We start from the raw sequence: 15,348 nt of genomic DNA, 5'->3' as shown, positions 1-15,348 counted from the left end.
CATTCAATTTTATCTCACTTAATTTCACTTCCTCTAACTTTAACCCGAAACACAAGAATAAGAAATTAAATATAACAACTTAATTTAGTATTTAACCCACTCTTTATCTTCCACACTATGACTTCCAACTGTTACACTTGTTCCTGTCGTTGTAAAATCTACTGAAACATCATCATTCATTGTTATTGCTAAAGCAATTTTATTATTATCATAATCTATACTAGCTGATTCTGAAGCCCTTGATCCTCCTACTGTTAATATATCATCTGTACCGAACATATCATTTGCTTTTGTATCTAGTTTAGCTTTTATCCCCCCCATTGTCACAGTTATAGTTCCTGTATCATTTTTTACCATTTCATCCATAAATGCTACTTGCCCTGCTGTCCTTGCTGCTCCCAGTAATGCCACCGCTTTTGAGTCCTTAGCCTTGGCTAACTGTTCTCTTAACTTTGGTGCTAGAGTTGTCGCTAATATCCCGATTATTGCGATTACCACTAATAGTTCTATCAATGTAAATCCTTTTTTCATTCTTCTCATACCAATCCCTCCTCGATTTAAAATTACAACTATATACCATCTTCTCAAAAAAAAAAAATTTCCTTTATTTTATTTTTTTTTTTACCTCTTGAATTGTATAATTAAATGCAACAAAAAAATTCATAAATATTTCCTTGGTATAATGTAAGTGCGACCAAACATTAAAGGAGTATTTATGAATCATAAACATTTTACCATTGAAGAAAGAGAAAGTATATTTAAATTTTTAGCGCAAAAAAAATCAATTAGTTTTATTGCAGCTAAATTAAAGAAAAATAGAGTTAGTATTTATAGAGAAATTAATAGAAATTCAGTTGATGGTGAGTACACTCCTAATAAAGCCCAGTTTTTATACAAAAAAAGAAAACAACTTTGTGGAAGAAAGCACAAATTAAGAGATTCGATCCTTTTGGTAGATATTCAAGAAAAGTTAGAATCAGGTTGGAGTCCAGAACAAATATCAGGAAGAGCTAAATTAGACAACCAATATTCTATTTCATTTAAAACAATTTATAGAGCAATATATCTTGATTTTCTTACGGAGAGTACTAAATACCTTTTAACTAGAAAAGGCAAACAAAAGCCTAGAGGATTGAAAGAAACAAGGGGTAAAATCCCTAATAAAAAGATGATAGAAGAAAGGTCTGAAGAAGCGAATGATAGAAGTGAGATTGGTCATTTTGAAAGCGATACTATCGTTGGCGCAGGAAAAAAGGTGCTATGATGACTTATGTTGATAGGAAATCAAGATATCTTGTAGCGGAGCTAATGATTAATAGAAAATCAGATACTTTTAATGAGGCAACAATAGAGAATTTTAAATATATACCTAAAGAATACATAAAAACATTTACATCGGATAACGGGAAAGAATTCTCTAAATTTAAAGAATTAGAGGAAGCATTAGGTATTAAAGCTTATTTTGCTAACCCTTATCACTCATGGGAGAGAGGAACAAATGAGAATACAAACGATTTATTAAGGAGAACTTTCCCTAAAGGGACTATTTTTAGTAAGATAAAGAGATGTGAATTTTATAAAGCGGTAAACAAAATTAATAATAGACCAAGGAAGTGTTTAAATTGGAAAACCCCAAAAGAAGTATTTTGGGGTGAAATTGAAAAGTGTTGCATTTAATTTGACAACGTAAGATCAGTTAACAAGAAAAAACATAAACTTATACATCTCCCTAAAATTCTAACTATTTATCCATTCTTCCCTATACTTTAATTGCTCCATTTTAGAGAATAAAAAAAGGATCGATAAAATCCTCAATCCTTTTAATATTTTATTTATTATTAATACTTTAAATTAGTTTAATATTCTGTCCAAAGTTTCCCTTCTGTACTTTTATCCTGAGCATCTGTTCCTTTAACTAAATTTAACCCAAACTCTTCTCCAACAGTAACATCTCCAGCAGCAGATTTTTCAGCACCGGCATCATCAGTAATGGTAAAGTCTACTACTCCACCATACACTATTTTAGTACCATTATCTCCTCCACCAATAGTCACTCCTCCAGCACTTGTAGTTGTTAAAGCTTTTGATTTTTTATCTAATTTTACTTCTACATCTGCTAAACTCATAGTTATACTCGCAGTTGTTGTAGTTATCATCTTATCTACTAATACTACACTCCCTGCTGTTCTTGCTGCTCCTAATAACGCTATTGCCTTTGAGTCTTTAGCCTTTGCTAACTGTTCTCTTAACTTCGGTGCCAATGTTGTTGCTAATATTCCGATTATTGCGATTACTACTAATAATTCAATCAGTGTGAATCCTTTTTTCAATCTTTTCATTTTCATTCCTCCAAATTTTTTTTTTCCTTACTCCAGACTATTTTACTTCCAAAAATAAAAATTACTTTTATTTTTTTTATGCTTATCGCTATTATAGTTTATAAGATATCAACACATTATGTCAAGTATATTAGCATTTATTAGTTTTTTTTAATTCTTATACTCTTTTCATGGTTTTTTTTAATATAAATTATTTTGTTAGAATTGTATAGTCTGTGACTAACTTCTTATCTCTTTTTTATCTCCTCGAGCTTCCTCACTCCTATCTCCCTGTATTTTTCATCTTTAGAATTTGCCAATATGCTCCAATATTTAAGCGCCTTCTCCAGGTCTTTCCTATCTCCTAATTTTTTATACTGCCTTTCATATAGGTAAGCCACCATATTGGTCAAGAGGTCATCTCTGGTCTCATCCACTACCTTTTCAAAATTTACCAATAGTCCCTCTACATTATTTTTAGACGCTGACATCATCCCTGCAAAATAGTTTTTCAATACCATATCATCAGGGTTATATTCTATTCCTTTTTGATATATTTCACTGGCCAGATCAAATCTCTTATAGATCCTGATAAGCCCCAAGATACTCCCGCTGAAATTATAATTTGTGAGAAAATAAGGATCTAAATATGCCATCTTGTCGGAATTGGTCTTTATCTTCTCTACTACCAGATCTGGATCCCCACCTTCTCCTACTGTCAACACCTGATCTACCCATATAAATGCTGTACCGATCTTCTTCATTCCCATAGTTCGTAGGAGGAGGGTGTTCTGGTTCATCCCATCAGTCTCTCTATAACTATTTTTAAGTAAGATCTTTTCATCTGCTCTGAGATATGGATTTAATAAAAATAATATCCCAAGACATAGTAGAAGGATGTATATTTTACTGTCTTTAATCACTTACACCACAACCTTTTTCTTTTGTCACGAACCGCATATATAAATTCAAAATATTTTTTACCGCTAATATTCGCTAATGCTGACGAATAAAACCTTTGTTTTTGGGTTCTTAAGCAAAATAATTTCATATCTTTTTTCGCGTACATTTGCGTCATTCGCGGTTCATTTTTTGATTTTAATTTTCAATTGTACATTATCAATTTTTAATTACGGATCTCCAATTCATCACAGTCGCTTTTTTTCAAAAGCTATATTGGTAGCTACCACAACACAAGTTATATAGATTACTACATAGCCAATAATCAAAAAATAATTAGTATCTAATGGTTTCAAATAATCCCTGTAATTTAACAGGTTAAATTTAGGCAGAACAATATACAGCAGATCTAAGATCCACTGAAATAAACTTCCCGTTAATTTTTCTGAGATAGCCTTTATCTCCATAACCCCGTGACCCAATATATAGGTAAATAAGGTAAATATTGTAGAAGTTACAAAGGAATCTGAGATTATTGAGAAAAATATTCCTAAACTGCTCACAATTGATAGTTTTAATCCTATAAAGAATAATGCACGTATATACCACCAGTCAAATTGCCCTTTGGTATAAAGGATAAGCCCTAATATTCCTCCCATGACAAACACATTACAAAATACAGAATAAATTATCCCCAGATTTATTCCCATAATATATTTAGGTTTTGTAACAGCTTTGGTCAAAACTAAATAGATCGATTTTTCTGCTACTGCTTTTATAACATAGGTAGACGATATATATACAGTTATCAGCATCACCAAAAGTTCAGTAAGAAATAACCCGCTGTCTCGAATAACTCGCCCCCCCTCATAGAGGGCTACCTCATCTAACAAGGTAGTAAAGAATATAGAGAGAACTCCAAAATAAAGAATTCCATTAAATACCTTGTTAGATATATTTTCTTTCAATGTATACTTACCAATAGTCAGTATTTTTTTCATTTTACTTCTCTCCTACTGTTTTTATAAAATGATTCTTCAATAAAAAATCATCCTGTTCCAACACAATTTTTTTCATATCCAATATCTCTACTAATTTCCCCTTATCAATTATAGCTACCCTATCTGCTATACTGGCTACATCCTCCAATATATGAGTATTGAAAAATATTGTAGCTCCTTTAGATTTTAATTCCAATATTATTTCTATAACCAACTCACGGGCTAAAGGGTCTAATCCCGACATGGGTTCATCTAAAAATAATAATTTAGGATTATTTAGGATAGCCTGAGCTATCCCAACCTTTTGCAGCATCCCCTTGGAGAACTTTTCCAGCCTTTCATTCTTTCTAGACATAAGACCTATTTTATTTAATATCTTGTCTATTTTTTTATCTAATTCATCCTTTGGGATATTGTAGAGTTCTCCATAATACCTCATCAAATCCATAAGTTTCATACTCTTGGGATAGTAGGAGATTTCCGGCAGATAACCTACCTTCTCAAAATCCATTCCCTTCAATTCTTTCTTTCCAAATACCTCTATCTCACCCTCATCGGGTTTCATCAACCCTAAGATGCACTTCAACGTACTTGTCTTTCCTGCTCCATTGAGACCTATTATGGAAAAAATTTCCCCTTCGTTTACATCGAAAGAGATATTTTTTACCCCGATACTACCCTTAGATCCCTTTATTTTTTTTAATATATCCCTCTCCTTATAGATCAAGGAAATATTTTTTACAGAAATAATATTATTCATTTTATTAACCCCTTTTTCTAAACCTTACTCTTCTTTTTTTATTATAGCTCACTATCCTACCATATCTGACATCTTGAATAAAGGCAGGAACATAGCGATGATCAAAATTCCTACTCCTACTGACATAAATAAAATTATTAGTGGCTCAAAGGCAGAGAGTAAATTTCTGACAGCTTCCTCCAATTCCATCTCGGTAAAATCTGCTACTTTTTCCAAAATTTCGGTTAACTGTCCACTCTCTTCACCTACTTCAATCATATCTGTCACCATAGGAGGAAACTGTCCGCTATTCGCCAATGGTTTATATATACTGGCTCCGTCTCTTATACTATCCTTGGCCTCTAATATAGCTTCCTCTATAAGAGTATTCCCCACAATCTCACCACATATATCAAAAGCCATAAGGATCGTAACTCCACTATTTAAAAGAGTAGACATAGTCCTCGTAAACCTGGCCATGGCTGTTTTTCTCACAAATGTTCCAAAGAGAGGTGCCTTTAATAGAAGAATATCAAAAGTCCTTCTCCCCTTAGGAGTTGATCTAGCTTTTTTTATACCATAAAAAATCAACCCGGTTCCCAAAATAAAGAGATACCAAAATCTAGAAGCAATATCACTGGCTTTCATAACCATCCTGGTAAGAAGTGGCATCTCCACCCCTGTTCCTTCAAATAACAGCATAAATTTTGGAATTATAAAAGCTAACATAAAAAACATTACAACTATCGCAGTGAAAAATACAATGGACGGATAGATCATGGCTCCCTTTACCTTTCCCTTTATCTCTTCAGATTTTTCCAATGATGTAGCTATCTTCATGAGTACCGAATCCAGCATTCCTGATGCTTCCCCTGCTTTTACCATACTTATATATAATTTATCAAAATATTTAGGATGTTTAGCTAAACATGCTGCCAAAGGCATCCCCGAACTTATTTCCTCCCTCACTTGAGAGACAACTTCTTTTAATTTAGGTTTTTCAATTTGGGCTTCCAGGATTTCAAAACACCTGATAAGTCCTACCCCTGCATTTATCATGGTGGATAGCCCTCTTGTAAAGACAGCTATATCCTTAGTTTTGACCCTTTGAAACATACCGTTTTGCATACTAAAACTCGCCTTTTTATTCGACTTTACAAGAATTAATTTTTGCTGTCTCAACATTTTTCTGAGTTCTATAGGAGATTTAGCCTCCATCTCTCCATTAACTTTTTTACCACGACTATCCAAGGCAGTATATTTATATAACATAATTCACACCCCTGTCTATTTATTTTTTTTATGACAGCGTGACTCTCATCACCTCGTCCAAACTAGTCACTCCTAATACAGCTTTCTTCATCCCTGATTCCCTCAAGGTATCCATACCTTTTTTTACCGCCAAATTTTTTATGTCTATACTTGTTGTATTTTCAGAAATAAGGTTTTTCATCTCGTCATCTACTTCCATTATCTCATATATAACACTTCTTCCTTTGTAGCCGGTATTATTACACTTCTCACAACCTGCTCCTATTTTAAAATCTAAACCTTCATAATCATTTTTATCCAAATCCATAGCCATTAATTTGTTGGAGGATTCACCGTCTTTGCCCATACAGTGAGGACAAATTCGCCTAACTAACCTTTGAGCAATAACCATCGATATAGAAGCTGAGATCAAAAATGGCTCTACCCCCATATTTAATAATCTATGAATAGAACTAGGTGCATCATTGGTATGGAGAGTAGATAATACCAAATGCCCTGTTAGAGCAGCTTTAATAGAGATCTCTGCAGTTTCTCCATCTCTTATCTCTCCTACCATTATGATATCCGGATCCTGCCTCAAAAAACTTCGAAGAGAAGCCGCAAAAGTAAGCCCTATATCTGGTTTACACTGGACTTGATTTATTCCTTCCAATTCATATTCCACTGGATCTTCCGCTGTAGATATATTTACATCTTCCTTATTTAATTTATCCAATACAGAATACAAAGTTGTGGACTTCCCAGAACCAGTAGGTCCTGTCACCAGTATAATTCCATATGGATTTTGAATAACTCTATTTACTATTTTCAATGCTTTTTCATCATAACCTAAACTGGATAAATCCAGCTGTACCGATCCCCTATCCAATATTCTCATTACTACTTTTTCCCCATGAATAGTTTTTAGAGTGGACACACGAAAATCAACTCGTCTATCTCCTATTTTTATCCTAAACCTTCCATCCTGGGGAAGTCTTTTCTCTGCAATATCCAGATCACACATAATTTTTATCCTTGAAACTATAGCATTCATAATATGCTTAGGCATTTTTTTAACAGTTATCAATAAACCGTCCAATCTATACCTTATCCTTATCTCTTTTTCATAGGGCTCTATATGGATATCACTGGCCTGCAGTTTTACAGCTTTTACTATTATGGCATTTACCCCTTTTACCACAGGTGCACTATCAGATCCCAAACTACTAACTATATCTTCATCTTTATAGTTACTTTCAATCTCTATATCTTCCTCTGCAAATTTATTCAATTCATCCAATACATTATCTGTTTGAGTTTCTGTTTTCTCATCTCTTTTGTGGATATATTTTTCCAGATATTCCATTATATTAGATTTCATTGCTAATACCGGTTTAATAACCATATTTGTTTTCATCTGCAATTCGTCTATTAAAAACGTATCTTTTGGATTCTCCATAGCTACCATAAGTTTTTTTCCATTTATCCGTAATGGTAAAATTATTTTTTCCTTCATATACTCTTCTGATAAGATTGCCAATACTTCTAATTTCAGATCTGTTTCATCTATTACCTTTACCTTTACTTTATTTTGCTCCCCCAAAGCATCGAGCATATTTTCCTCATCTAAATAACCCAGTTCTATTAAAATTTCTCCCAACTTTTCCCCGGTTTTTTTTTGCTCTTCCAAAGCTTTTTCCAACCCATCTTTTGTTATCAACTTTTTCTCTACTAAAATCTCTCCGATTCCCCGTCTTCTCTTTACTACCACCATAATTTACCCCTCTGTTCCCATCATTACTTATTTTTTCTATACCTTATATATTATATTATAATGATCTTTTTTTCTACCCCTTAGGTCTGATTAACCTCTTTTCACTTTTTATTCACTGCTTGTATCTACACTGCTTTCTACTTCAAATTTATCACTAGCTCCTTCAGAAACTAACTTAACCTTACTCCTTCTTTGTTTTGCTTCCCCTTCTGTTGTAGCCTTTATTTCAGATTGATCTGGAATAAAGTAAGTTTTTTCAAAAGTTTTTTTATGCCCTAATTTATCATAGACGGTAAATAAAAGAGTTCCTTTTGAACCGGCTATAAATCCGGAAGTCGGAATTTTTACTTTACCATCTTCCCATTTTGGAGTACTGGTTATAGAATTTTCTGTAAGAGTAGTAAATGATTGTCCATCTAGGTTAGATTCATCATCTGTTTCAGGCTTATTCCCCACTCTAAAGACATAACTATATTCTGTCACTCCAGCTAACTCTATTAACTTCGATAGATCTATTTGTATATTTCTATCATTACCTATTTCCCCTATAATTCCATTTTCTAAATACACCGTATTTATCTGTGTATCTATTAAAAAATCAAGATTTACTTCGTCACCTACTATCCCGTAGATACTTACAGGTCTTATTGTTATAGTATTTATTTTATTACTTTCAAATCCACCTATTTTCATCACTACCGCTTCAGAACCTTCTGGATAAGGGACTGTTAATATTTCTTCAGCACCATTATTTCTTTTGACCCTTAATTTTTCTATTTTTGCTCCTCCATCAGTTGATATTAGTGCATATACCCCAGGGTCATCTTCAAAGGAACCCGAACCTCCCTTTGTAAATATACGATCATCTACTATTATTTCTTTTCCCACTATATTTGTGCTATTATTTGTCCAGTTATCTTCATCACTAAGCTTTTCATATATTTTAAGTTCTGTCTTATCGTTTGGAGCTATTGCAAATGGTCCAAAGGTAATACTTCTTCCATCTATTGCATGTTGATTTCCATCGACAAAATCTTCTACCAATATCGTTCCATTTATTGTTACCGGCTCATTTACCAAAACAAAGCCTAATTCAACCTCTGCATACCATTCCGTTATAACTTTAGGATTTTCAATTATTTCACTTTCTCTCTCTGCATAAACGTCTGTATAGGATACATCATTTAACCCATTTATTATTTGGAGACCATCAAGTTTAAGCCTATCCATTTCTTCAAATTTTTCACCTGTTCTTGATTTTAACGTTACCTTCATTGTATTTGTCAGTGAATCAAATCCTACACTTTCTACCCAAACAGATATAGCGTTGTTTCCTGCAAAAGTAACCATACTTAATAAAATAAATAAAATGAATATTTTATAACCCTTCATTTCCCCTCCCCCTCCTTATAGATCTTCTATATAACAATATACCCCCCCTTTTATTTTTTTCCTTCTCAGGTAAAAAAACAAAATAGGCTGAAAACACTTTCTGTTCCCAGCCTATAATTGTAATTTTATGTACTCCTATTTTTTAACTTCCACTTATACTAGTTTCGTCTTCCTCTGAGCTTCTGTCTATACTGCTACCTATCCCAAATTTCTCTTTACTTCCTTCTGTTATTATCTTTATTTTACTTCTCCTCAGTTTTACCTCACCACTTACCTTGGCTGCTATTCCATCAGATTGTTTAGATACAAAATAAGTTTTTTCATAAGTTTTTTCATGTCCTAATCTGTCATATACTGTAAATGATAAAGTTAGTCTAGAACCTTCAGAGAAATTTCCTAATTGAATTTTTACATCATCTAACTTACCATCTTCAGTGGGAGTCAAATATTTTCCACCATCAACTGTTCCCCCTTTACCTTCCCTTTGAAAACCGTTTGATAAAGTATAGCTATACTTATTTATGCCTGATAACTCCTGAAATTCTGATAATTTTATATTTATTTCTCCTGATTTTAATTCACCTATAATATCTTCATCGTCTAGATAGGAACTATTTATCTTAGTATCCACTATAAAATTTAAAATTTTAGGTGTTTCATCTATATTATATTTATCCGCAGCTATAGGCGTTACTCTAACTATATTTGCTTCTTCTCTTATAAAGTCTAATTCTATTTCTCTATATCTCGTGTTTTTTGTTATTTTAAAGTTTTTCTTCCGTATAACTCTTCCATATGAATCTAGTTTTTCTACTTTAATTTTGGTTATTTTCAATTTCCCTTTTTCATCAGTATTATCTTCAGGAATCTCTACATAAATAATTGGTTTGCTTTTATGAAAATAATCCCCCCCCTTTGTAAAAATATATGTTCTACCAGAATCATCTATAGTTGTTCTTTCTCCATTCTCCCATCCATAGATCTCTTCATAAGTTTTTATCTCTATACTTTTAGAATCAAGGAAATCAGGTACTTTATAGTAAGTCTGTATCCAATTTCCATTTTTTACATTTCCATTATATATATATAACTCTATTTCTACTCTATCTCCAGGTTTCACTTTGGATTTTATAGGAGTTCTATAAATTACTTCTGTTTTATTATTCCCCAGAGGATTTGCAATTCCAGAGATGCTCCATCCCGAAGTTTCTGTGATTTTATCATTTAAAATAGTTTTTTTCCCATTATTCCCACTTAAAATTATTTTTATTTCTGGATAATTTGTAACATCTATATCTTTTACACCTATTTTTTTTCTCGCTTGCCCAGGTGGTGTTTTTCCATTTCCCCATCCCGCAAAAATCGAAATACTCATCAATAAAAATAATACAAATATACTATAACTCCTTATCATCTTCCCCATCTATCTATCTTTCCTCCCTCTTTCTCTTTTTAGCTTTATCAAATTCAGCCTTACTTATCTATAGTTTATAAAATCTTTCGTTTATTTTTCTGGTTTCATTTTCTAATAATCAGCTCTTTTAAATCAACGAATATTGGGATATAAAATCCACTGTCATATTTATACTTGTCTACATTCTCAATAATACGAATTGTTTAATTTTTACCTCATTTTTGACTCTTCCACTATGAAATATCAACTTTGTTATCTTTTTTTAGAGTTACAAAAAAAGCCAAGAAATAATTTCTTGGCTCCAAAAGTAATTTCTTACTTCTCTATGTTTGTGTAAGGTAATAAAGCAATGTTTCTAGCTCTCTTTATTGCTCTAGTTAACTTTCTTTGTAACTTAGCACTTGCACCAGTTACTCTTGCAGGATTGATTCTACCTTTATCAGACATGAATCTCTTTAATAAATCTGCATTCTTATAGTTTAACTCTTCAGCTTTAACTCTTAATTTTGCTCTTTTTCTTCTCTTTCTGAATTCTGCCAACTCAGTCACCTCCTAAAATTAGAACGGGAATTCGTCATCTTCTTCTTCGACAACGCCCGATTGCTTTGGTTCTGTATACTTTGGTTGATTATAGCTATTTGTTGTTTTGGGTTTAGAATTTGAATCAGATTCAAAACTATTAGCTCCACTGTTTCTAGACTCTAAAAATTCGATTCTATCAACAATAACTTCTGTTCTGTATCTTTTTTCCCCATTAACTTCATAAGTACTTGTTTGAATTCTACCTTGTACTCCGGTATTATTACCTTTTCTTAGGTACTCTCCAATCAATTCAGCTGTCTTACCAAAGGCAGCACAACTAATAAAATCTGCTGGATCATCTTTTCTCATTCTATTGACTGCTAGTGTGAATTTGCAATAAGCCATTCCACTTTGACCATACTTTAATTCTGGATCTCTAACAAGTCTACCAGTTAAAACCACTAAGTTCATAGACATAATAGCCTCCTATTAAACAATTATTGAATTAAGAATTACTTGTTCTTAACGATGATATATCTCATAACTTCTTCAGTAATGTTTAACTTGTTTTCTGCTGCTTGTAAGTTTTGCCCTTCAGCTTTGAACGTAGTTAATACGTAGAAACCTGTTCCTTTCTTTTCGATTGGATAAGCTAACTTTCTTTCACCCATTTTTGTAGTTTTTAATTCAGTTGCGTTTGCTGCTGTTAAGATAGTTTCTACTTTCTCAATGATAGCACCTCTGGCATCCTCCATAACTGTTGGGTTAATAATGTACATTATTTCGTAATTTGTCATCAATTTGACCTCCTTCCCTCTGGATTTTGTCCAAGTAATAAATCACTCAAACAGGGTGCATATATTATATCATATCTGTAAAAGTAAAGCAAGGATAAATAAAAAACTAACCTACATTTTATAGGTTAGTTTTTTATATTAATTATTTCTTCTCATCCAAGCTGGAATCTCTAAATCTTCCTCTTCTTTTTTCTCTACTGTTTTAGCTAAACTTGGTTTTTCTATAGCTACTACTTTTTTTTCTGTTGATTCATCACTAAAGTTAGTTGCAACCAGAGTTACTTGTAATCTGTCTCCCATCTCATCATCAGTTGTAACACCAAACATTACGTCATCTACAGATTTTCCTGCAGCTTCCTTTACCATATTTGATATTGCAAAAGCTTCATTTAATCCCAATGCCGATGATCCGGATATATTGATTAATATCTTACTTGCCCCAGATATTGATTTTTCTAATAATGGACTTTGAAGGGCTTTTTCAGTGGCTTTAATGGCTCTATTTTCCCCTTCCATCTCTCCAAATCCTATCATAGCTATCCCTGAATCTAACATAGTCGTTTTAATATCAGCGAAGTCTAAGTTTATTAATCCTGTCTTTAATATTAGGTCAGCCAGACCTTTAATTCCAATTTTCAAAACATTATTAGCTTCCATGAAAGCATTTTGTAATGTTATAGTTTTTTCCGGAAGTTCGAATAATTTATCATTTGGTATGATAATCAGCGCATCTACAGATTCTTTTAGGTTAACTATTCCTGAATCTGCATTTTTCATTCTGCTCTTTCCTTCAAAAGTAAATGGTTTTGTAACTACTGCAACAGTTAAAATCCCCATCTCTTTTGCTACTCTGGCTATTACCGGAGCTGCACCTGTACCTGTACCTCCACCCATTCCAGATGTTATGAATAACATATCTGTTTCTTCTAATAGAGTTTTTATCTTGTCTAAATCTTCTTCTGCTGCTTGTTTTCCAATCTCCGGGTTAGCTCCTGCTCCCAACCCTCTCGTTGATTTTTCCCCTAACTGTATTCTTATGTCAGCTAAAGAATTGTGTAGATCTTGGGCATCTGTATTGGCTGCAATATATTCTACTCCTGTTACTCCTGCTTCGATCATATCATTTATTGCATTCCCTCCGGAACCCCCTATCCCCATTACCTTTATCTTCACCAAATGCTCATTCGTGTGTATCATCCATCTTCCTCCTTAGACTATAGGCTCTATATAAAATTTCCCAACCATTTTTTAAATTTAGACGGACTTTTAGTTCCAGTCTTTTTCTTAACTGCTTCTTTTTTTTCTACTTTATTGACAGTTTCCACTTTTTCCTTTACTTCCTCTACCTTATCCTCTACATTTGTTTTTTGCAGATCGCTGTATTCATCCTCAAGAGCTGTTAGCAATACCCCCATTCCTGTAATACAGGCAGGATTTTTTAGTGTAGTTGTCATTCCATCTATCTTGATAGTAGTTCCTATCCTGATATCGTAATCCAGTAAAGATTTTAACTTTTCTAAAATTCCATAATCTCCTACAACTCCTCCAGCCAATACAACACCGTTTTTCAGGTATTCTTTGTACCCGGAAGCCTCTATACTCTTTGAAATATATTCCAATATCTCATCGGTTCTAGCATCCATTATCTCCCTTAAATATCTAACTTCAAAGGTCTTAGTCATACTTTCTCCATTTTCTAAATAAGATACTGTAATTTTTTCATCTATATCCTTGTTTTTTATCTCCAATAAGATATTTTTCACTACCTCTTGATTTAATTCTAACACATATTTAAGATCATTGACATAGTGCATACCACCTATAGGTATTACATTTGTATTTATAAGCCTGTTATTTTTAAAGATAGTTATCTCTGTCAAACCATACCCGATGTCTACCAATGCTACACCATTTACCTTATCTATTTTTTTCAGAGTAGCTTTTGAAGATGCTTCTCCATTATATATAAGGCTGTCTACCTCTATCTTTGCTTTATTTAGTGTTTCTACTATTTTTTTTACCTTTAATTTCGGAATCCTTATCAAATGAACATTTACCTTTAATTTATTTCCTACTTTTCCTACTGGGTTTTTCATTATTCCAGAATCATCTACCCTGTAATTATAAATTTCCTTGGCAATTACCTGTTCATCTTCTTTAACTACCTTTTCTTTAGATATCTCAAAAATTTGATCACAATGATCTTCAGTAACTTCTATCTCCTCATCGGAAAGCTTATACTCAATCTCTGTGGTACTAGATTTTATATCACTTCCACTGACTCCTATAGTAGCTTTTTTTATTACTACTCCAAGCTTATCTTCCAGTCTTTCCTTTCCCAATCTCAAGGTTCTACTGAATAATTCCCCATCGATTATTTCACCTTTTTTTATTCCGTTAGATGGAACAATAGTCTGCCCCAATACCTTTATATTTTTTCCAGAATCATATAATTCTCCTACAATAATAGTTGTTTTAGATGACCCTATATCTATTCCTGTTCTTATCCTTCTCATCATCTTTGATCACCCTCTATCCTTTTTATAATGTAGTCTTCAAACCTCAAATCAATATACTCTATTTTTTTACCCCTTTTACTTTGAGCCCTTACCTGATCATATAGTTTTTTTACAACCCCATATTTTTTTCTGTCTACATCTATATTTGTGATTATCTTAAGCCCTGTATTTGTTGTCACTGCTATCCCATTACTTACCTTATATATCTGGGATATTTCATCTTTAAAACTAATTTTTTCCATAACCGCTATAAATTCTTTTATCTCTTTTTCATTATCTATCCGAAATAAAGGCATATTATATTTTTTACTCTCTTTCATATACCCATATATTTTACCCAATTCATCGGATATGTAAATCCTACCTTTATATTCTATATATATAAAAGGTTCTTTTTCCTTTATATCAAATAATAAAATATCGGGCATCTGAGTTTTTATGACCACATCTTTTACCCTTACATCCTCTAATATTTTATCCTTCATTTTTTTTTTATCTATTTCCAGTATATTTTTACCCTTTAGGTTTTCTATACTGCCAGCTAAATCATCGATCAGCTCAATATTTTTAGCCCTTATATTTACTTGGGTAACGTCAAATAAGGAGGCTCTTTTAAAGTCTCCATACTCAGTATAGGTATACCAACATACTATCCCTATGAATATTATTTGCAATATTTTCTTCATATTCATTTCACCTAGTCTATTATTTTAAATATAAC

17 protein-coding genes are annotated in these 15,348 nt (G+C 32.6%); 2 read left to right on the top strand and 15 right to left on the bottom strand.

Annotated features, from left to right (window positions below; translation table 11 throughout):
* Nucleotides 1-84: 84 nt before the first annotated feature.
* Nucleotides 85-540 carry a type II secretion system GspH family protein gene (locus tag NRK67_08150; GenBank protein ID UUV19395.1) on the bottom strand — a complete coding sequence of 152 codons (456 nt, stop codon included), beginning with the start codon at nt 538-540 and terminating at the stop codon, nt 85-87.
* 175 nt (nt 541-715) lie between these two features.
* On the opposite strand from NRK67_08150, the gene NRK67_08145 reads away from it, so the two are divergent.
* Complete coding sequence (locus NRK67_08145) at nt 716-1,264, top strand: IS30 family transposase (protein UUV19394.1); 549 nt, start codon at nt 716-718, stop codon at nt 1,262-1,264.
* Nucleotides 1,261-1,677 (top strand): IS30 family transposase, encoded by a 417-nt coding sequence (locus NRK67_08140; GenBank protein UUV19393.1) that lies wholly within the window; start codon nt 1,261-1,263, stop codon nt 1,675-1,677. Before NRK67_08145 ends, NRK67_08140 begins: the two co-directional genes overlap by 4 nt.
* Nucleotides 1,678-1,856: 179 nt before the next feature.
* Here NRK67_08140 and NRK67_08135 read toward each other — a convergent pair whose 3' ends face one another.
* The 14 genes from NRK67_08135 to NRK67_08070 form a co-directional block, all read right to left on the bottom strand.
* The gene (locus tag NRK67_08135) at nt 1,857-2,339 is read right to left on the bottom strand and encodes a type II secretion system GspH family protein (protein ID UUV19392.1); all 483 of its coding nucleotides are present in this window, start codon (nt 2,337-2,339) and stop codon (nt 1,857-1,859) included.
* 227 nt (nt 2,340-2,566) lie between these two features.
* Nucleotides 2,567-3,241, bottom strand: a complete 675-nt coding sequence (locus NRK67_08130) for a hypothetical protein (GenBank protein ID UUV19391.1) — start codon at nt 3,239-3,241, stop codon at nt 2,567-2,569.
* Between the two features lie 225 nt (nt 3,242-3,466).
* On the bottom strand, nt 3,467-4,219 hold the full coding sequence (locus NRK67_08125) for a hypothetical protein (protein ID UUV19390.1): 753 nt from the start codon (nt 4,217-4,219) through the stop codon (nt 3,467-3,469).
* 1 nt (nt 4,220) lies between these two features.
* Nucleotides 4,221-4,979, bottom strand: coding sequence for an ABC transporter ATP-binding protein (locus NRK67_08120; GenBank protein UUV19389.1), 759 nt, complete (start codon nt 4,977-4,979; stop codon nt 4,221-4,223).
* Nucleotides 4,980-5,030: 51 nt separating this feature from the next.
* A complete protein-coding gene (locus NRK67_08115; GenBank protein UUV19388.1) occupies nt 5,031-6,230 on the bottom strand; it encodes a type II secretion system F family protein in 1,200 nt (399 codons plus the stop codon).
* Between the two features lie 28 nt (nt 6,231-6,258).
* Nucleotides 6,259-7,983, bottom strand: a complete 1,725-nt coding sequence (gene pilB / locus NRK67_08110) for a type IV-A pilus assembly ATPase PilB (GenBank protein ID UUV19387.1) — start codon at nt 7,981-7,983, stop codon at nt 6,259-6,261.
* Between the two features lie 108 nt (nt 7,984-8,091).
* Nucleotides 8,092-9,375 (bottom strand): hypothetical protein, encoded by a 1,284-nt coding sequence (locus NRK67_08105; protein ID UUV19386.1) that lies wholly within the window; start codon nt 9,373-9,375, stop codon nt 8,092-8,094.
* Nucleotides 9,376-9,517: 142 nt separating this feature from the next.
* Entirely contained in the window at nt 9,518-10,798 is a 1,281-nt protein-coding gene (locus tag NRK67_08100; protein UUV19385.1) for a hypothetical protein, read from the bottom strand.
* A gap of 306 nt (nt 10,799-11,104) precedes the next feature.
* Complete coding sequence (gene rpsR, locus NRK67_08095) at nt 11,105-11,329, bottom strand: 30S ribosomal protein S18 (protein UUV19384.1); 225 nt, start codon at nt 11,327-11,329, stop codon at nt 11,105-11,107.
* 18 nt (nt 11,330-11,347) lie between these two features.
* Nucleotides 11,348-11,782, bottom strand: coding sequence for a single-stranded DNA-binding protein (locus NRK67_08090; GenBank protein ID UUV19905.1), 435 nt, complete (start codon nt 11,780-11,782; stop codon nt 11,348-11,350).
* Nucleotides 11,783-11,823: 41 nt separating this feature from the next.
* A complete protein-coding gene (gene rpsF / locus NRK67_08085; GenBank protein ID UUV19904.1) occupies nt 11,824-12,108 on the bottom strand; it encodes a 30S ribosomal protein S6 in 285 nt (94 codons plus the stop codon).
* A gap of 138 nt (nt 12,109-12,246) precedes the next feature.
* Nucleotides 12,247-13,305 carry a cell division protein FtsZ gene (gene ftsZ, locus NRK67_08080; protein UUV19383.1) on the bottom strand — a complete coding sequence of 353 codons (1,059 nt, stop codon included), beginning with the start codon at nt 13,303-13,305 and terminating at the stop codon, nt 12,247-12,249.
* Nucleotides 13,306-13,331: 26 nt separating this feature from the next.
* Nucleotides 13,332-14,627, bottom strand: a complete 1,296-nt coding sequence (gene ftsA / locus NRK67_08075) for a cell division protein FtsA (GenBank protein ID UUV19382.1) — start codon at nt 14,625-14,627, stop codon at nt 13,332-13,334.
* Nucleotides 14,624-15,313, bottom strand: coding sequence for a cell division protein FtsQ/DivIB (locus NRK67_08070; GenBank protein ID UUV19381.1), 690 nt, complete (start codon nt 15,311-15,313; stop codon nt 14,624-14,626). The genes ftsA and NRK67_08070 overlap by 4 nt, the downstream gene beginning before the upstream one ends.
* Nucleotides 15,314-15,348 lie beyond the last annotated feature (35 nt).

The sequence above is a fragment of the Fusobacteria bacterium ZRK30 genome, from assembly GCA_024628785.1.
In the GTDB taxonomy this organism is placed as follows: Bacteria; Fusobacteriota; Fusobacteriia; order Fusobacteriales; family Fusobacteriaceae; genus Psychrilyobacter.
Note: the sequence above shows the minus strand (reverse complement) of the source record. Positions and strands in the feature narration are given on the sequence as shown.